The 20,193-nt window shown below is 62.5% G+C and carries 2 protein-coding genes; one reads left to right on the top strand and one right to left on the bottom strand.

Translation table 11 applies throughout. From position 1 onward, the window contains the following. Nucleotides 1-147: 147 nt before the first annotated feature. Complete coding sequence (locus tag IHQ43_RS00760; RefSeq protein WP_192563029.1) at nucleotides 148-18,480, bottom strand: immunoglobulin-like domain-containing protein; 18,333 nt, start codon at nucleotides 18,478-18,480, stop codon at nucleotides 148-150. A 358-nt stretch (nucleotides 18,481-18,838) separates the two neighbouring features. Here IHQ43_RS00760 and IHQ43_RS00765 point away from each other — a divergent pair, with 358 nt between their 5' ends. Further along, entirely contained in the window at nucleotides 18,839-20,191 is a 1,353-nt protein-coding gene (locus IHQ43_RS00765) for a TolC family outer membrane protein (RefSeq protein WP_192563030.1), read from the top strand. Nucleotides 20,192-20,193 lie beyond the last annotated feature (2 nt).

A 20,193-nucleotide genomic window follows, 5' to 3' on the forward strand; every position in this document is an offset into this window, starting at 1 on the left:
TGAGCATCCCTCGGAAATGGACCAGCGTCATGCTGTCAGCAGCATAGCCAACTGCGCGCGAGTATGCGGTGCGCCGACGAAATCGTCACCGGCACATGCGCCGCAAACGTGACGGCCGCCCCAAGTGGGGCGGCCGTTGTTCACGCATCAGCTGTTGTTGTGATCGACCTTGATGGTCGGATCGCTGCCGGCAATCAGGTTGTGAATGTTGGCCGTGGACCAGTTGTTGCCTTCCAGTTTGATCGTCACGTCCGGTGTGGCGGCTGCGGCATCGCCCGAGTTGAACTTGCCGCCCGAGCTGACTTGCAGCGACGACACGCCGTCGACCGTGGTGATCTTCAGGAAGTTGTCGATGGTGCTGCCGGTCTCGCCCTGCAACAGGTCGCGCAGGTCGATGCGGTCGCCTTCACTGGCCTTGAAGTCCTTGATCACGTCGTTGCCGGTGTCACCCGATTTCCAGACGAAGGTGTCGCCACCGGAACCACCGATCAGGATGTCGTTGCCAGGACCGCCGATCAGCGTGTCGTTGCCGGTGCCGCCGAGCAGGATGTCATTGCCCTTGCCGCCGTCGAGCAGGTCGTTGCCGCCGGAGCCGAACAGGATGTCATTGCCCGCGCCGCCCAACAGGGTGTCGTTGCCGTCATGGGCACCGGACACATCGAATGCCTGATAGTGCTCGGTGATGTACTGGTGCACGTTGCTGGTAGTGACTTTGCTGACGTCGACTCCGGTTTCCTTGGCCACGAACGCCTGCATCGCCTGGTAACCCTCGCCGGCAATGCCGTTGAAGCTCACCAGGTCGCCGAACAGGATGTCGTTGCCGTCGCCACCGCTGACGGTGTCGTTGCCCGGCATCGTCGCTTCGGTGTGGCCGATGATCGAGTTGGCCAGGTCCTTCGGATCGATGTTGGTCTGCGGCGTCTTGTCCGAATCGTACGGTTTCAGGTCGTTTAGGCTGACGCCGTTGTTGAGGCCGATCGCTTCGACGTTCGACAGACCGCTCAGCAGCGCGAAACCGGCGGCGGAGTTGTCGGTGGTGCTCGACGAAGTGCTATTGCCGCTGCCGGCCAGGCTCGAGATCTCGTAGGTACCGTCACCCTGAGCGTGGATGGTGCCCACGCTGCTCCAGTTCCAGTTGCCGTTCTTGTACGTCTGCAATACCACGGCGCCGGCAGTGTTGATGCTCAGGTAGTGGGTGCTGTCGATGTAGGTGCTGAAGCTGTCGCCCAGTTTGTAGTTGCTGGTCTTCACCACGTCATCGAGCTTCACGTTGCCGTACAGCGTCGGGTTGGTCTGCTCGCCGCTCTGGTAGTAGGTCGGCTGGCCGTCGGTGATGAAGTACGTGAGGTTCTTCGCACCGGTGTTGGCTACCGCCTCAGCGCTCTGGAAGAAGTTCGCCGTGGCCTTGAACACGTCCTCGTAGTTGGTGCCGCCACCGGACGACATCGAGTCCAGCACGGCCTTGAGCAAGGTCAGCGCATTCGGGTCGTTGAGGTTCACCGACACCGACTTGTTGACCTGGGTATCGAAGTCCACCAGGAAGATGTTCACCGTGCCGGAGTTGCTGCCCAGGCTCTGCTTGAGGGTGTTGAACACCGACGTCAGCGAGTCCTTGGCGGCGTTGATCGACGAGGCGCTCATACTGCCCGAGCTGTCGACCATGAACGCGATGTTGTAGTTGGTGCCCGGCACCACGGTCAGGCCGCCGATGTCGGCGACGATGATGTCGTTGCCGTCGGTGCCGGTGACGGTGTCGTCGGCCGATGTGGCGACAATCGAGTTGTAGACCGCCGGGACCACGGTGACCGGAATGGTCGCGGTGCTGCTGGCCGAACCGCCCACCTGTTCGGTGGAGGTCGAAGTCACGGTCAGGTTGAACTGGCCGTTGTAGTAGGTCGGCGGGGTCACGGTCAGGGTGCCGAGGTTCCAGCCGGTGACGTTGGCGTCGCCGCTGGTGGCGGTCACGGTGAAGCTGTGGCCTGCGCCATCGCTGAGGACCGAACCGACCGGTGCGCCGCTGATCTTGATGCTCAGGGTTTCCGAGCCGTCGGTATCGGTCAGCGCGGTGCTGATCGACGACAGTTTCACGGAGGTGCCTTCGGCGCCGGTGTTGAGCTTGTAGCCGTCGTAATAGCCTTCGCCATTGGTGCCGTGCAGATCGGAGACGGTCACGCCGGCATTCACCAGATCCTGCACGCCGGTGTAGATCGGCACGCCGGCACTGCTCAGGTCGATCGGCGTGCTGCCGTTGACCGACAGGTTGACGTCATAGCTACCCGGGCCGCTCTGGTTGTGGTGGTAGATGTCCAGGGTGTAGTAGCCGCTGGTGGTCGGGGTGAACGAACCGTTGAGGTTGCCGCCCGCGCCCCACGTGGTCGAGGCCACGCTCTTGCCGCCGATGGTTACCAACAGGCTGTCGTCACCGGTGCCGCTGAAGGTGTAGGTCTTGCCGGCTTCCAGATAGATCAGGCCCGAAGTCTTCGACGCGGTACCGGCGGCCACGCTGCCGTCGGACTGCACATTGTTCACCGTACCGCTGGTGTTCGGTTTGCCTGCACCGTCGATCACGTTTTTCAGGGTGGTCGAGTTGGCGCCGCTGCCATCGGTGCCCAGGCCCGACAGACCGGTCCAGACTTCCTTGATCAGTCCGGTGGACTTCACGCTGTTGTCGGCCACCGACAGGGTCGGGGCATCCGCCACCGGGGTGATGTCGATCTTGATGGTGCCGGTGTTGCCCAGCAACTGGCCGTCGGTTGGCTGGAACTTGATCTGCGCGTAGTCAGCCTGGTTGTTGCCCAGACCGGTTCCGCCGTACCCGTTCACGCCCGACTCGTTGGCATCCGGCAGGAAGCGCAGCTTGCCGGCGTCGATGTCGGCCTTGCTGAAGGTCTGGTTGGTGGCGACGTCTTTCCAGGTCGAACCGTCCAGATACTGCAGTTTGCCTTCGCCCGGCAGTTGGGTGATTTTCACGCCCAGGCTGCTGGCCGGGCTGTCGACATCGCTGACGCCGAAGGTCGACCAGCCGAGGACCAGCGGGGTGTCTTCGGTGCCGGTCACGTTGACCGGTGCTGCGACCGGCGCATCGTTGACCGCCACCACGTTGACCGTGGTGGTCGCGGTGTTGGAGTAGTTGCCGCCATCGGTCACGGTCACGGTGATGATCCGTGGCACGGTGCTCGGGTCTTCACTGCTGTTGGTGAAGCTGATGTTTTTGATGGCCTGCATGTAGTCGGCCAGCGTCGCGTTGCCCGACAGGGTCAGGGTGACGGTGCCGTTGGTGCTGTTGGCGTTGATGGTGATGCCGTTGACGCTGTTGCCCAGGTTCAGCGCATCGCCGTCCTGACGGTTGGTCAGCACGACGGTGGCGCCGGTCAGCATGGTGCTGTCCGGGTCGGTGATCTTGATGTCGGTGTCGGCAATCGACACACCTGCGCCCGGGGTGTTCTCGGTGAAGGTCACCTTGTAGTCGGCACCCATTGCACCGCTGGAGTTGTTGGCGTCGAGGTCGATGACCGGCGGTGCATCGTTGTCGATGATCGAAGTGCTGACGCTGCCATTGGTGCTGCTGACCGCCAGGTTTTCGAAGTTGCCACCGGTGGCCGAGTCGATCTTGACCACGAAGTTCTCGGTGCCTTCGGTGATCTTGTCATCGATGGTCGCAACGTTGAACTGCGCACTGCTGGCACCGGCCGGGATCTTCACGGTGTACACGCCGGTGAAGTCCGAACCGTCGGCGGCGGTGCCGCTGTAGACGATTTTCAGGGTCACTTCGGTCTGCGCCGGGTTGGTCAGACTGACGGTGTAGGTTGCGGTCTGGCCTTCGGTCACCGAGGTGCTGCCGGTGATGCTGACAGTGGTGGTGTCGATGGTATCGGTGACGCTGGTCACCGCTGGTGTGTTGCTGGTCACCAGGTTTTCGAAATTGCCACCGGTGGCGTTGGTGATCGTGGCCTGCACATTGCCGGCGTCCTTGTAGACGTCGTCGGCTGGCGCAGGAACGGTCACGGTGCCGGTGGTTTTACCGGCTTCGATGGTGATCACCGAACCGTTGCTCAGGGTCACGGTCACTGGCGAGCCAGCAGCGTTGGTCAGGGTTGCGGTGTAAGTGATCGAGCCGCCTTCGGCCACGGTACCGGTCGCGCTGAGCGACAGGTTGGTGGTGTCGACGGTGTCGGTGACGGTGGTCGAGACCGGCGTCTTGTCGGCCACGAGATTTTCGTAGTTGCCGCCAGAAACGTTGGTGATCGCGTTGGCCAGCGGCGTGTGGCCGGTCAACGCGTCGTTAGGCGCGGTGGTGGTGACGGTGCCGGTGGTCTTGCCGACTTCGATGGTGATCGACTGACCATTCGACAGCGTCACGGTCACTGGCGAGCCAGTTACAGGCGCGCCAACAGTGGCGGTGTAGACAACGTTGCCACCTTCGGCCGCTGTCGCGGTCGCGGTCAGCTTCACGGTGGTGGTGTCGATGGTGTCAGTGACGCTGGTTACTGCTGGCGTGGTGCTGGTGACCAGGTTTTCGAAGTTGCCACCGGTGGCATTGGTGATCGTGGCCTGCACGTTGCCGGCGTCCTTGTAGACGTCATCGGCTGGCGCAGGAACGGTCACGGTGCCGGTGGTTTTGCCGGCCTCGATGGTGATCACGGCGCCGTTGCTCAAGGTCACGGTCACCGGGGTGCCCGCAGCGTTGGTCAGGGTCGCGGTGTAGGTGATCGAACCACCTTCGGCCACGGTGCCAGTCGCGCTCAGCGACAGGTTGGTGGTGTCGACAGTGTCGGTCACGGTGGTGCTGACCGGCGTCTTGTCGGCCACCAGATTTTCGTAGTTGCCGCCCGTCACGTTGGTGATTGCGTTGGTCAGCGGCGTGTGGCCGTTGAGCGCATCGTTAGGCGCCGTGGTGGTCACGGTGCCGGTGGTTTTACCCACCTCGATGGTGATGCTCTGGCCATTCGACAGGTTCACGGTCACAGGCGAGCCAGTCACAGGCGCGCCCACGGTCGCGGTGTAAGTGACAGTGCCGCCTTCAGCCGCTGTCGCGGTCGCGGTCAGCTTCACGGTGGTGGTGTCGATGGTGTCAGTGACGCTGGTTACTGCTGGCGTGGTGCTGGTGACCAGGTTTTCGAAGTTGCCGCCAGTCGCGTTGGTGATCGTGGCCTGCACGTTGCCGGCGTCTTTGTAGACGTCATCGGCTGGCGCAGGAACGGTCACGGTGCCGGTGGTTTTACCGGCTTCGATAGTGATCACGGCGCCGTTCGACAAGGTCACGGTCACTGGCGAGCCAGCGGCGTTGGTCAGGGTCGCGGTGTAGGTGATCGAACCGCCTTCGGCCACGGTGCCGGTCGCGCTGAGCGACAGGTTGGTGGTGTCGACGGTATCGGTGACGGTGGTCGAAACCGGAGTTTTATCAGCCACCAGATTTTCGTAGTTACCACCGCTCACGCCGGTGATTGCGTTGGTCAGCGGCGCATGACCGGTCAGCACGTCGTTAGGCGCGGTGGTGGTGACGGTGCCGGTAGTTTTGCCGACTTCGATGGTGATCGACTGACCGTTGGACAGGGTCACGGTCACTGGCGAGCCAGTCACCGGCGCACCCACGGTAGCGGTGTAAGTGACGGTGCCACCTTCGGCCGCTGTCGCGGTCGCAGTCAGCTTCACGGTGGTGGTGTCGATGGTGTCAGTAACGCTGGTCACCGCTGGCGTGGTGCTGGTGACCAGGTTCTCGAAGTTGCCACCGCTGGCGTTGGTGATCGTTGCCTGCACGTTGCCGGCGTCCTTGTAGACATCATCGGCTGGCGCAGGAACGGTCACGGTGCCGGTGGTTTTGCCGGCTTCGATAGTGATCACGGCGCCGTTCGACAAGGTCACGGTCACTGGCGAGCCAGCGGCGTTGGTCAGGGTTGCGGTGTAAGTGATCGAACCACCCTCGGCCACGGTGCCGGTCGCGCTGAGCGACAGGTTGGTGGTGTCGACGGTGTCGGTGACGGTGGTCGAAACCGGGGTTTTATCCGCAACCAGATTTTCGTAGTTACCACCGCTCACGCCGGTGATGGCGTTGGTCAGCGGTGCATGACCGGTCAGCACGTCGTTCGGCGCCGTGGTGGTCACGGTGCCGGTGGTTTTACCCACTTCGATGGTGATGCTCTGGCCATTCGACAGGTTCACGGTCACTGGCGAGCCAGTCACAGGAGCGCCCACGGTCGCGGTGTAAGTGACGGTGCCACCTTCAGCAGCTGTTGCGGTCGCGGTCAGCTTCACGGTCGTGGTGTCGATGGTGTCGGTCACGCTGGTCACCGCTGGCGTGGTGCTGGTGACCAGGTTTTCGAAATTGCCACCGGTGGTGTTGGTGATGGTGGCCTGCACGTTGCCGGCGTCTTTGTAGACGTCATCGGCTGGCGCGGCGACGGTCACGGTGCCCGTGGTTTTACCGGCTTCGATGGTGATGACAGCGCCGTTGCTCAAGGTCACGGTCACCGGGGTGCCCGCAGCGTTGGTCAGGGTCGCGGTGTAGGTGATCGAACCACCTTCGGCCACGGTGCCAGTCGCGCTCAGCGACAGGTTGGTGGTGTCGACAGTGTCGGTCACGGTAGTGCTGACCGGCGTCTTGTCGGCGACGAGGTTTTCGTAGTTGCCGCCAGAAACGTTGGTGATCGAGTTGGTCAGCGGAGTGTGGCCGGTCAACACGTCGTTTGGCGCGGTGGTGGTCACGGTGCCGGTAGTTTTGCCGACTTCGATGGTGATCGACTGACCGTTCGACAGGGTCACGGTCACCGGCGAGCCAGTCACAGGCGCGCCGACGGTGGCGGTGTAGACAACGTTGCCACCTTCAGCAGCTGTTGCGGTTGCGGTCAGCTTCACCGTGGTGGTGTCGATGGTGTCAGTAACGCTGGTCACTGCTGGTGTGGTGCTGGTCACCAGGTTTTCGAAGTTGCCACCGGTGGCGTTGGTGATCGTGGCCTGCACGTTGCCGGCGTCTTTATAGACGTCGTCGGCTGGCGCTGCGACGGTCACGGTGCCCGTGGTTTTACCGGCTTCGATGGTGATGACAGCGCCGTTGCTCAAGGTCACGGTCACCGGAGTGCCCGCAGCGTTGGTCAAGGTTGCGGTGTAAACGATCGAACCACCCTCGGCGACCGAGTTGGTAGCGCTCAGCGATAGGTTGGTGGTGTCGACAGTGTCGGTCACGGTGGTGCTGACCGGCGTCTTGTCGGCCACCAGATTTTCGTAGTTGCCGCCCGTCACGTTGGTGATTGCGTTGGTCAGCGGCGTATGGCCGTTGAGCGCATCGTTAGGCGCCGTGGTGGTCACGGTGCCGGTGGTTTTACCCACTTCGATGGTGATGCTCTGGCCATTCGACAGGTTCACGGTCACTGGCGAGCCAGTCACAGGAGCGCCCACGGTCGCGGTGTAAGTGACGGTGCCACCTTCAGCAGCTGTCGCGGTCGCGGTCAGCTTCACGGTGGTGGTGTCGATGGTGTCGGTCACGCTGGTCACCGCTGGCGTGGTGCTGGTGACCAGGTTCTCGAAATTGCCACCGCTGGCGTTGGTAATCGTTGCCTGTACGTTGCCGGCATCCTTGTAGACGTCATCGGCTGGCGCAGGAACGGTCACGGTGCCGGTGGTTTTGCCGGCTTCGATGGTGATCACGGCGCCGTTCGACAAGGTCACGGTCACTGGCGAGCCAGCGGCGTTGGTCAGGGTCGCGGTGTAGGTGATCGAGCCACCTTCGGCCACGGTGCCGGTCGCGTTGAGCGACAGGTTGGTGGTGTCGACGGTATCGGTGACGGTGGTCGAAACCGGCGTCTTGTCAGCAACCAGATTTTCGTAGTTACCACCGCTCACGCCGGTGATTGCGTTGGTCAGCGGCGCATGACCGGTCAGCACGTCGTTAGGCGCGGTGGTGGTGACGGTGCCGGTAGTTTTGCCGACTTCGATGGTGATCGACTGACCGTTGGACAGGGTCACGGTCACTGGCGAGCCAGTCACCGGCGCACCCACGGTGGCGGTGTAGGTGACGGTGCCACCCTCGGCCGCTGTTGCGGTTGCAGTCAGCTTCACGGTGGTGGTGTCGATGGTGTCAGTAACGCTGGTCACCGCTGGCGTGGTGCTGGTCACCAGGTTTTCGAAGTTGCCGCCAGTCGCGTTGGTGATCGTGGCCTGCACGTTGCCGGCGTCTTTGTAGACGTCATCGGCTGGTGCGGCGACGGTCACGGTGCCCGTGGTTTTTCCGGCTTCGATGGTAATGACGGCGCCGTTGCTCAAGGTCACGGTCACCGGAGTGCCCGCAGCGTTGGTCAGGGTCGCGGTGTAAACGATCGAACCGCCCTCGGCGACCGAATTGGTGGCGCTCAGGGTCAGGTTGGTGGTGTCGACGGTGTCGGTCACGGTAGTGCTGACCGGCGTCTTGTCGGCCACGAGATTTTCGTAGTTGCCGCCCGTCACGTTGGTGATCGCGTTGGTCAGCGGCGCGTGGCCGTTGAGCGCATCGTTAGGCGCCGTGGTCGTCACGGTGCCGGTGGTTTTACCCACTTCGATGGTGATGCTCTGGCCATTCGACAGGTTCACGGTCACTGGCGAACCAGTCACAGGAGCGCCCACGGTCGCGGTGTAAGTAACGGTGCCGCCTTCAGCCGCCGACGCGGTCGCGGTGAGTTTCACCGTGGTGGTGTCGATGGTATCGGTGACCTGGGTCACGGCCGGAACAGTGCTTGGCACCAGATTTTCGAAGTTGCCACCAGTGGCAGTCGAAATGGTCGCTTCGACTTTGCCCGCATCTTTGTAGACGTCATCGGCTGGAGCCGGAACGCTCACCGTGCCGGTGGTTTTGCCGGCCTCGATGGTGATCACGGCGCCGTTGCTCAAGGTCACGGTCACCGGGGTGCCCGCAGCGTTGGTCAGTGTGGCGGTGTAAGTGATCGAACCGCCCTCGGCAACCGAATTGGTGGCGCTGAGGGTCAGATTGGTGGTGTCGACGGTGTCGGTCACGGTAGTGCTGACCGGGGTTTTGTCGGCGACCAGATTTTCGTAATTGCCGCCGCTCACGCCAGTGATCGCGTTGGTCAACGGGGTGTGGCCGTTCAACGCATCGTTCGGTGCGGTGGTGGTGACGGTGCCAGTGGTCTTGCCCACCTCGATGGTGATCGACTGACCGTTGGACAGCGTCACGGTGACTGGTGAACCGGTCACAGGTGCGCCGACGGTCGCGGTGTAAGTGACGGTGCCGCCTTCAGCTGCCGATTCAGTCGCGGTCAGTTTGACGGTGGTGGTGTCGATGGTGTCGGTGACCTGGGTCACGGCCGGAACGGTGCTAGGCACCAGGTTCTCGAAGTTGCCACCGGTGGCGGTCGAAATGGTTGCTTCGACTTTGCCGGCGTCTTTGTAAACGTCGTCTTTCGGCGCATCGACAGTGACGGTGCCGGTAGTTTTACCGGCTTCGATGGTGATCACGGCGCCGTTCGACAGGGTCACGGTCAGCGGAGTGCCGGCCGGGTTGGTCAGGGTCGCGGTGTAAACGATCGAGCCACCCTCGGCAACGGTTCCGGTCGCAGTCAGCGACAGATTGGTGGTGTCGACGGTATCAGTGACGGTGGTGCTGACCGGCGTCTTGTCGGCCACGAGGTTTTCGTAGTTACCGCCAGTCACGTCCGTGATCGCGTTGGTCAGCGGCGCGTGGCCGTTGAGCGCATCGTTCGGCGCGGTGGTGGTGACGGTGCCGGTGGTTTTGCCCACTTCGATGGTGATCGACTGACCATTGGCCAGGGTCACGGTCACAGGCGAACCGGTCACCGGCGCGCCGACGGTAGCGGTGTAAGTAACGTTTCCGCCTTCCGCCGCCGACTCGGTCGCGGTCAGCTTCACGGTGGTGGTGTCGATGGTATCGGTGACGTTGGTCACGGCCGGAACGGTGCTCGGCACCAGGTTCTCGAAACCGCCACCGGTGGCGGTCGAAATGGTCGCCTCGACTTTACCCGCGTCCTTGTAGACGTCGTCTTTCGGCGCATCGACGGTCACGGTGCCGGTGGTTTTACCGGCCTCGATGGTGATGACGGCGCCGTTCGACAGGGTCACGGTCACCGGAGTGCCCGCAGGGTTGGTCAGGGTCGCGGTGTAAGTGATCGAACCGCCCTCGGCAACCGAATCGGTGGCCGTCAGGTTCAGGTTGGTCGTATCGACAGTGTCCGAAACTGAGGTATTTGCCGGTTTGGTGTCGACCGCCAGGTTTTCGTAGTTTCCGCCGGTGGCCTTGTCGATGGTCACGCTCAGCGAACTGCCGCCCGCCAGCGGGCTGTTCGGCGCGACGAAGTTCACGGTGCCGGTGGTTTCACCGACGGCGATGGTGATGGTCTGGCCGTTGGACAGGGTCACGACGACCGGCGAACCGGTCACTGGCGCCGTCACGGTTGCGGTGTAGACCACGGTTTCGCCTTCGGCGACGTTGGCGGTAGCGGTCAGCGACACGGTAGACGTGTCGATGGTGTCATTGACGGTGGTGACCGCCGGGGCGGTGCTGGTGACCAGGTTTTCGAAGTTGCCACCGGTGGTGGTCGAAATGGTCGTCTCGACCTTGCCGGCGTCCTTGTAGACGTCGTCTTTCGGCGCATCGACGGTCACGGTGCCGGAGGTTTTGCCGGCCTCGATGGTGATCACGGCGCCGTTGCTCAAGGTCACGGTCACCGGGGTGCCGGCGGCGTTGGTCAGGGTCGCGGTGTAGGTGATCTGGCCACCTTCGTTGACTTCCGGCGTGGCGCTCAGCGTCAGGTTGGTGGTGTCGACGGTGTCGGTCACGGTGGTGCTGACCGGCGTCTTGTCGGCCACCAGATTTTCGTAGTTACCGCCGCTCACACCTGTGATCGCGTTGGTAAGCGGCGTATGGCCGTTCAACGCGTCGTTCGGCGCGGTGGTGGTGACAGTACCGGTGGTTTTGCCGACTTCGATAGTGATCGACTGACCGTTGGCCAGGGTCACGGTCACTGGAGAACCGGTCACCGGAGCGCCGACAGTCGCGGTGTAAGTGACAGTGCCACCTTCCGCCGCCGACTCGGTCGCAGTCAGTTTGACTGTGGTGGTGTCGATGGTGTCAGTGACTTCGGTAACGGCCGGAACAGTGCTCGGTACCAGGTTTTCGAAATTACCACCGGTTGCATCCTTGATGGTCACTTCGACCTTGCCGGCGTCCTTGTAGACGTCGTCTTTCGGCGCATCGACAGTCACGGTTCCGGTGGTTTTGCCAGCCTCGATGGTGATGACGGAGCCGTTGCTCAACGTCACGGTCACCGGAGTACCGGCCGGGTTGGTCAGGGTCGCGGTGTAGGTGATCGAGCCACCTTCGGCTACGGTGCCGGTCGCGGTCAGCGTCAGGTCGGTGGTGTCGACGGTGTCGGTCACGGTGGTGCTGACCGGCGTCTTGTCGGCCACCAGATTTTCGTAGTTACCGCCGCTCACACCTGTGATCGCGTTGGTAAGCGGCGTATGGCCGTTCAACGCGTCGTTCGGCGCGGTGGTGGTGATGGTGCCGGTGGTTTTGCCCACTTCGATGGTGATGGTCTGACCGTTGGCCAGGGTCACGGTGACCGGCGAACCAGTCACTGGCGCACCAACAGTGGCGGTGTAGGTGACGGTGCCGCCCTCAGCCACCGACGTATCGGCGCTCAGCTTCACGGTCGATGTGTCGATGGTGTCAGTCACCTCAGTGACGGCCGGAACGGTGCTCGGAACCAGGTTCTCGAAGTTGCCACCGGACGCATCCTTGATGGTCACTTCGACTTTGCCGGCGTCTTTGTAGACGTCATCGGCCGGCGCCGGAACGGTCACGGTGCCGGTGGTTTTGCCCGCTTCGATGGTGATCACCGAGCCATTGCTCAGGGTCACGGTCACTGGCGTGCCAGCCGGGTTGGTCAGCGTGGCGGTGTAAACGATCGAACCGCCTTCGGCCACGGAACCTGTAGCGCTCAAGGTCAGGCTGGTGGTGTCGACGGTGTCGGTGACTGACGTCACGGCCGGGGTCTTGTCGGCGACCAGATTTTCGTAATTGCCGCCGCTGGTGCCGTCGATCTTCACGCTCAGCGTGTTGCCACCGGCCAGTGCATCGTTCGGTGCGGTGTAGTTGACGCTGGCGCTGCTGGCGCCGACCGGGATGGTGATGGTCTGGCCGTTGGACAGGGTCACGACCACTGGTGAGCCGGTCACCGGTGCGGTGACGGAGGCGGTGTAAACCACCACGCCACCTTCTACGGTGCTGGCCGTGGCGCTCAGGGAAACGGTGCTGTTGTCGATGGTGTCGGTGATGTCGGTCACCGCCGGGGTCTTGTCGACCACCAGGTTTTCGAAGTTGCCGCCGGTGGTCTTGGTGATGCTGGCGTCGACTTTGCCGGCGTCCTTGTACACGTCGTCGCCCGGTGCGGCGACGGTGATGGTGCCGGTGCTCGCGCCTTTGGCGATGTTGATCACCGCGCCGTTGCTCAGGGTCACGGTCATGGCCGTGCCGGCCGGGTTGGTCAGTGTCGCGGTGTAGACGATCGAACCACCCTCGGCGACCGAACCGGTAGCGCTCAGGCTGATATTGGTAGTGTCGACGGTGTCGGTGACCGTGGTCACGACAGCCGAACGGTTGGCATCGACCTGTTCGAAGTTGCCACCGCTGTGGCTGGCAATCGCGGTCTGCACCTTGCCGCCATCGATGTAAGGCGTGTTGGCCGGTGCAGGGAAGTTCACCGAACCGCTGGTGGCACCGGCGGCGATGTTGATGACCGCGCCGTTGGCCAGGGTCACGGTCATGGCGGTGCCGGCCGGGTTGCTCAGGGTCGCGGTGTAGGTGATCTGGCCACCTTCGCTGACGGTGTCGCTGGCGCTCAGGGTCAGCGTGGTCTTGTCGATGGTGTCGTTGACCGTGGTGCTGACCGGCGTCTTGCTGACGTCGAGTTTCTCGAAATTGCCACCGCTGGCATCGGTCATGGTCACGGTGAGCTTGCTGACATCCTTGTAGACGTCATCGCTCGGCGCCGCAATCGTCACCGAACCGCTGGTCTTGCCGGCCTCGATAACGATGGTCTGGCCGTTGCTCAGGTTGACGGTTACCGGCGTCTGCGCGGCGTTGGTGAGGGTTGCGGTGTAGGTGATCGACGTGCCTTCGAGCACATAGCTTTCGGCGCTGAGGGTCAGGTGCGTGGTGTTGATCGTGTCGGCGACGTTAGTCACCGCTGGCGTCGGGTTGGCCACCAGGTTTTCGAAATTGCCGCCGGAGGTGTCCTTGATGGTCACTTCGACCTTGCCGGCGTCTTTGTAGACGTCATCGGCAGGGGCTGGCACGGTCACGGTGCCAGTGGTCTTGCCGGCTTCGATGGTAATGACGGAGCCGTTGCTCAACGTCACGGTCACCGGCGTGCCGGCCGGGTTGGTCAGGGTCGCGGTGTAGACGATCTGCCCGCCCTCGTTGACGTTGCCGGTGGCGGTCAGCGATACGGTGGTGGTGTCGACGGTGTCGGTGATGGTGGTACTGACCGGCGTTTTGTCGGCCACGAGGTTTTCGTAGTTGCCGCCGCTGACGTTGGTGATCGAGTTGGTCAGCGGTTCGTGACCGGCCAATACGTCATTCGGCGCGGTGGTGGTGACGGTGCCGGTGGTTTTGCCGACTTCGATGGTGATCGACTGACCGTTGGCCAGGGTCACAACCACAGGCGAACCGGTTACCGGGGCGCCAACGGTCGCGGTGTAAGTAACGGTCCCGCCTTCCACCGCCGATTCGGTCGCGGTCAGTTTGACGGTCGAGGTGTCGATGGTATCGGTGACCTGGGTCACGGCCGGAACTGTGCTTGGCACCAGGTTTTCGAAGTTGCCGCCGGTTGCGCCGGTGATGGTCGCTTCGACCTTGCCGGCGTCCTTGTAGACGTCATCGGCCGGGGCTGGAACGGTCACGGTGCCGGTGGTTTTACCGGCTTCGATGGTGATGACTGCGCCATTGCTCAACGTCACGGTCACCGGGGTGCCTGCCGGATTGGTCAGGCTCGCGGTGTAGATGATCGAGCCGCCCTCGGCCACGGAATCGGTGGCGCTCAGGGTCAGGTTGGTGGTGTCGACGGTGTCGGTCACGGTGGTGCTGACCGGGGTTTTGTCGGCGACGAGGTTTTCGTAGTTGCCACCGGAAACGCCGGTGATCGCGTTGGTCAGCGGTGCGTTGCCGGCCAATGCGTCGTTCGGTGCGGTGGTGGTGACGGTGCCGGTGGTTTTGCCGACTTCGATGGTGATCGACTGACCGTTAGCCAGGGTCACGGTGACAGGTGAGCCGGTTACCGGGGCGCCAACTGTCGCGGTGTAAGTAACGGTGCCGCCCTCGGCCGCCGACTCGGTCGCGGTCAGTTTGACGGTGGTGGTGTCGACGGTATCGGTCACGTCGGTGACGGCCGGAACGTTGCTTGGCACCAGGTTCTCGAAGTTGCCGCCGGAGGCGTCCTTGATGGTCACTTCGACCTTGCCGGCGTCTTTATAGACGTCATCGGCAGGGGCCGGAACGGTCACGGTACCGGTGGTCTTGCCCGCTTCAATGGTAATGACGGAGCCGTTGCTCAACGTCACGGTCACTGGCGTACCGGCCGGATTGGTCAGGGTCGCGGTGTAAACAATCGAACCACCCTCAGCGACAGTGCCGGTCGCGCTCAGGGTCAGGTTGGTGGTGTCGACGGTGTCGGTCACGGTGGTGCTGACCGGGGTTTTGTCGGCGACGAGGTTTTCGTAGTTGCCACCGGAAACGCCGGTGATCGCGTTGGTCAGCGGTGCATTGCCGGTCAACGCATCGTTCGGCGCGGTGGTGGTCACGGTGCCGGTGGTTTTGCCGACTTCGATGGTGATCGACTGACCATTGGCCAGGGTCACAGTGACTGGCGAGCCGGTCACTGGTGCGCCAACGGTAGCGGTATAAGTGACAGTGCCGCCTTCTGCTGCCGACTCGGTCGCGGTCAGTTTGACGGTAGTGGTGTCAACGGTGTCGGTGACTTCGGTCACGGCCGGAACGGTGCTCGGCACCAGGTTCTCGAAGTTGCCGCCGGTGGCGTCCTTGATGGTCACTTCGACTTTGCCGGCATCTTTATAGACGTCATCGGCAGGGGCCGGAACGGTCACGGTGCCGGTAGTTTTGCCCACTTCAATGGTGATGACCGAGCCGTTGCTCAACGTCACGGTCACCGGTGTGCCCGCAGGATTGGTCAGGGTCGCGGTGTAGACGATCGAACCGCCTTCGGCCACGGAACCGGTAGCGCTCAGAGTCAGGTTGGTAGTGTCGACGGTGTCAGTCACAGTGGTGCTGACCGGCGCCTTGTCGGCCACGAGGTTTTCGTAGTTGCCACCAGTCACGCCAGTGATCGAGTTGGTCAGCGGGGTGTGGCCGTTCAGCGCATCGTTCGGCGCGGTGGTGGTGACAGTGCCGGTGGTTTTGCCGACTTCGATGGTGATCGACTGACCATTGGCCAGGGTCACAGTGACTGGCGAACCGGTCACTGGTGCGCCAACGGTAGCGGTATAAGTGACAGTGCCGCCTTCAGCAGCTGACTCTGTTGCGGTCAGTTTGACGGTGGTGGTATCGATGGTGTCAGTGACTTCGGTGACCGCCGGAGCAGTGCTTGGAACGAGGTTTTCGAAGTTACCGCCGGACGCATCCTTGATGGTGACTTCGACCTTGCCGGCATCTTTGTAGACGTCATCGGCAGGGGCCGGAACGGTTACGGTGCCCGTGGTTTTGCCCGCTTCAATCGTGATGACCGAGCCATTGCTCAAGGTTACGGTCACCGGGGTGCCGGCCGGATTGGTCAGCGTCGCGGTGTAAACAATCGAGCCGCCCTCAGCGACAGAGCCGGTAGCGCTCAGGGTCAGGTTGGTGGTGTCGACGGTATCGGTGACGGTGGTCGAAACCGGGGTTTTGTCAGCCACGAGGTTTTCGTAGTTACCACCGGAAACCCCAGTGATCGAGTTGGTCAGCGGTGCCTGGCCGTTCAGCGCATCGTTCGGCGCGGTAGTGGTGACAGTACCGGTAGTCTTGCCGACTTCAATCGTGATGGTCTGGCCGTTGGCCAGAGTGACAGTCACCGGCGAGCCGGTCACTGGTGCCCCCACAGTCGCGGTGTAGGTGACGGTGCCGCCTTCAGCCACCGACGTGTCGGCGCTCAACTTCACGGTCGACGTGTCGATGGTGTCAGTGACTTCGGTGACCGCCGGAACGGTGCTCGGCATCAGGTTTTCAAAGTTGCCGCCGGACGCATCCTTGATGGTGACTTCGACCTTGCCGGCATCTTTGTAGACGTCATCGGCAGGCGCCGGAACGGTCACGGTGCCGGTGGTTTTGCCCGCTTCAATGGTGATGACCGAGCCATTGCTCAAGGTCACGGTCACCGGGGTGCCGGCCGGATTGGTCAGCGTCGCGGTGTAAACAATCGAACCACCCTCGGCGACGGTGCCGGTGGCGCTCAAGGTCAGGTTGGTGGTGTCGGCAACGTCTGTAACCGTGGTCGAAACCGGGGACTTGTCGGCCACCAGACTTTCGTAATTACCGCCGGAAACGCCGGTGATCGCGTTGGTCAGCGGTGCATTGCCGGTCAACGCATCGTTCGGCGCGGTGGTGGTCACGGTGCCGGTGGTTTTGCCGACTTCGATGGTGATCGACTGACCATTGGCCAGGGTCACAGTGACTGGCGAACCGGTCACTGGTGCGCCAACGGTAGCGGTATAAGTGACAGTGCCGCCTTCTGCTGCCGACTCGGTCGCGGTCAGTTTGACGGTAGTGGTGTCAACGGTGTCGGTGACTTCGGTCACGGCCGGAACGGTGCTCGGCACCAGGTTTTCAAAGTTGCCGCCGGACGCATCCTTGATGGTCACTTCTACTTTGCCGGCGTCTTTATAGACGTCATCGGCAGGGGCCGGAACGGTCACGCTGCCGGTAGTTTTGCCAGCCTCGATGGTGATGACGGAGCCGTTGCTCAACGTCACGGTCACCGGTGTGCCCGCAGGATTGGTCAGAGTGGCGGTGTAGACGATCGAACCGCCTTCGGCCACGGAACCGGTGGCGCTCAGCGACAGATTGGTGGTGTCGATGGAGTCGGTGACGGTGGTGGTCGCTGGCGTCGTGTTCGGCACCAGATTCTCGAAATTGCCGCCGGTGGCACCGGTAATCGTGGTGCTGACGGTGCCGCCGTTGTTGTAGACGTCATTCGGTGCGGTCGGCACGTTGACGCTGCCGGTGGTCTGGCCGGCGCCGATGGTGATGGTCGAACCGTTCGACAGGGTGACGGTCACCGGCGTCTGCGCCGGGTTGGTCAGGGTCGCGGTGTAGGTGATCTGGCCACCTTCGACCACGGTGCCGGTGGCGGTCAGGGTCAGGTTGGTGGTGTCGATCGAGTCGGTGATGGTGGTCACCGCCGGTGTCGGGTTCGGCACCAGGTTTTCGAAGTTGCCGCCCGTGGCACCAGTGATGGTGGTGGTGACGGTGCTGCCGTTGTTATAGACGTCATTCGGCGCGGTCGGCACATTGACGGTGCCAGTGGTCTGGCCGGCACCGATGGTGATGGTCGATCCGTTGGACAGCGTGATGGTCACCGGCGTCTGCGCCGGGTTGGTCAGCGTTGCGGTGTAGGTGATCTGACCGCCTTCGGTCACGCTTGGCCCCGCCGTCAGGGTGACGGTGGTGGTGTCGATGGTGTCGGTGACCTGGGTCGTGGCCGGGGTGGTTGGCGGGGTCACGGTGATGCCGTTGCCGCCGGTGGTGCCGGTGACGGTCACGTCGATCTGGGTCGGGTCGTTATAAACAGTGTCGTTCGGTGCCAGTGGCACGTTGACGGTTCCGGTGGTGGAACCGGCCGGAATCACGATCACCGCGCCGTTGGACAGAGTGATGGTCAGGTCGGTCAGCGGCGCCTGGGTCAGGGTCGCGGTGTACACCAGCACGCCGCCGGCTTCAGTGATGCTCGGCGTGGCGCTGAGGCTCAGGGTCGATTCGCGCAGGGCGTTGGCGTTGGTGTCGGTGGTCTGGCCACCGGTGGTGTCCTGTGCAACCTGGCCGGCAGCGCCGATGCCTGCAGTCGGGAAACCAATGGTCGGGTCGACGCGGCCAGCGGTCGCATCGAGCATCACGAAGCTGTGACCGCCGCCGGCGGCACCGCCAGTCCCCGCAGCGGTCGGGCCGGCAGCGGTGGCTTCAAGGGCGGTGGTCGGGTCGACGCCGGCGGCGATGGCTTGTTGCAACTCTTCTACCGACGGCGCGGCTTGCGCGGTGGCTTCGGCCAGGTCGGTGCTGGAATCCGGGGTATCGGCGCTCCATTGAGTGTCGCGGCCCAGATCGATCGTGCGGCCATCGGCCAGTTCCAGGGACACGGCGCCGGAAACGCCGGTGTCGACCTGGTCGCCGGCAAACAGCCGGTCGCCTTCAACGAGTACGCGACGGACGCCCTCTGGGGACACCACGAAAACCTGACCGACAATGCTTTTGACGATGGCCACAACACTGCTCATTGAAGACTCTCCGGGTGTCACGTTCAGTTGACTTCCATAGACCTGATGGCGGTCTGCGCCGATTCAGTCTGGACGTACTTTTAAAAAAAATGAAACAAAGTTGACGCTGCTGTTCGTCAATATTTTGGCTAGATTCTTTCGCGATTAACTTTATGCCAAACTATTGACCTTCTGGGAGCCATCCTAAACAATCGCCCCGGTAATGTCACATTGATATTTATGCGGCGACCTGCCCTTCAGCGTGTGATCCAGTTCCGGTTTTAAACTTTCCGACATACGGTCATTCCGGTTGCCATCTTCCGACGCAGCTCGCCATTTTGCTGTGATTCAAGACAAGAAGTTCTGGGAAATCTTTACCATGCGTTCGCACCTGTTCAAGGCTCTACCCTTCGCTCTCGCCGCGTCTTTCGTACAAGCACAATCCTTACCAGAAGCCATGCAGCAGGCGCTGGATGTCCATCCGGAAATCCAGGCAGGGGTCAACAGCCGACTGGCCGCGGATTATCAGTTAAAGGCTGCAAAAGGTGGATACCTGCCCAAGGTCGATCTGCTGGGCGGTTATGGCCGTGAAGGCACCGACAGCGTGACCACCCGTGCCAACGGTGGCGGCAATCACTGGGAAACCCTGAACCGCAGCGAGTCAAGTTTGCGTCTGTCGCAAATGGTTTTTGACGGTTTTGCGACGTCCAGCGAAGTCGGGCGTCAACAAGCCACCGTCAACTCCCGCGCGTATTCCTTGCTGGGCACTTCCGAGCGCACCGCACTGACCGTGGCCCAGGTTTACCTGGACGTGCTGACCCGTCGCGAATTCGTGCGTCTGGCCGAAGAAAACCTCAAGAGCCACCAGCGCATCTATGACCAGATCCAGCTGCGCACCCAGCGCGGCGTCGGCAGCGGTGCCGACCTCGATCAGGCCGAAGCGCGGATGGCCCAGGCCCGCAACAACCTGATCACCGAGCAGACCAACCTCGCCGACTCGGAAACCAACTTCCTCAGCGCCGTCGGCCAGATGCCCGATCAATTGGAGCGTCCAGCGCCGTTCATGGCGATGATGCCGGCCAACCTGAACGAAGCTCGCGCGCAGATGCTGGAAAACAGCCCGATCCTGCGCTCGGCTGAGTCCGACATCGCTGCTGCCGAGAAGCAGTACGAGACCGCCAAGTCGACCTTCTACCCGCGCTTCGACGCCGAGCTGGGCCGCACCGCCGACAACGACCTGGACGGCCAGAACGGTCACAACAACGAATGGCAGGCCATGCTGCGCATGCGCTTCAACCTGTACTCGGGCGGCAGCAACAAGGCGGATCTGGAATCCAAGTCCTACCTGTCGAACCAGGCGCTGGACATCCGCAATAACGCCTTGCGTCAGTTGAACGAAGAACTGGGCCTGGCCTGGAACGCCCTGAACAACGCCAACGCCCAGGTGCCGATCGCTCAGCAGTACGTTGATCACAGCACCTCGGTGCGCACCGCTTACCAGCGACAGTTCAGCCTCGGCGAGCGGACCTTGCTGGATTTGCTCGACAGTGAAAACGAGTTGTTCACCGCTTCGCGCCGTCTGGCTGAAATCAAAAACATTCAGTTATTTACTCAATACCGAATCAAGGCGACCATGGGCGAATTGCTCAAGAGCCAGGGAGTGGTCGCTCCATTGGCATCCGTTGTGCAGAACGACGTGAAGCCCAAGGTCCAGCTGCCTGGGATGAATTGAGT

It is taken from the genome of Pseudomonas gozinkensis (assembly GCF_014863585.1).
Taxonomy (GTDB): Bacteria; Pseudomonadota; Gammaproteobacteria; order Pseudomonadales; family Pseudomonadaceae; genus Aquipseudomonas; species Aquipseudomonas gozinkensis.

Bases quoted from the DNA above. Each gene is read 5' to 3' on its own strand.
- IHQ43_RS00760 (WP_192563029.1), bottom strand. From the start codon at position 18,480: ATGAGCAGTGTTGTGGCCATCGTCAAAAGCATTGTCGGTCAGGTTTTC.
- IHQ43_RS00765 (WP_192563030.1), top strand. From the start codon at position 18,839: ATGCGTTCGCACCTGTTCAAGGCTCTACCCTTCGCTCTCGCCGCGTCT.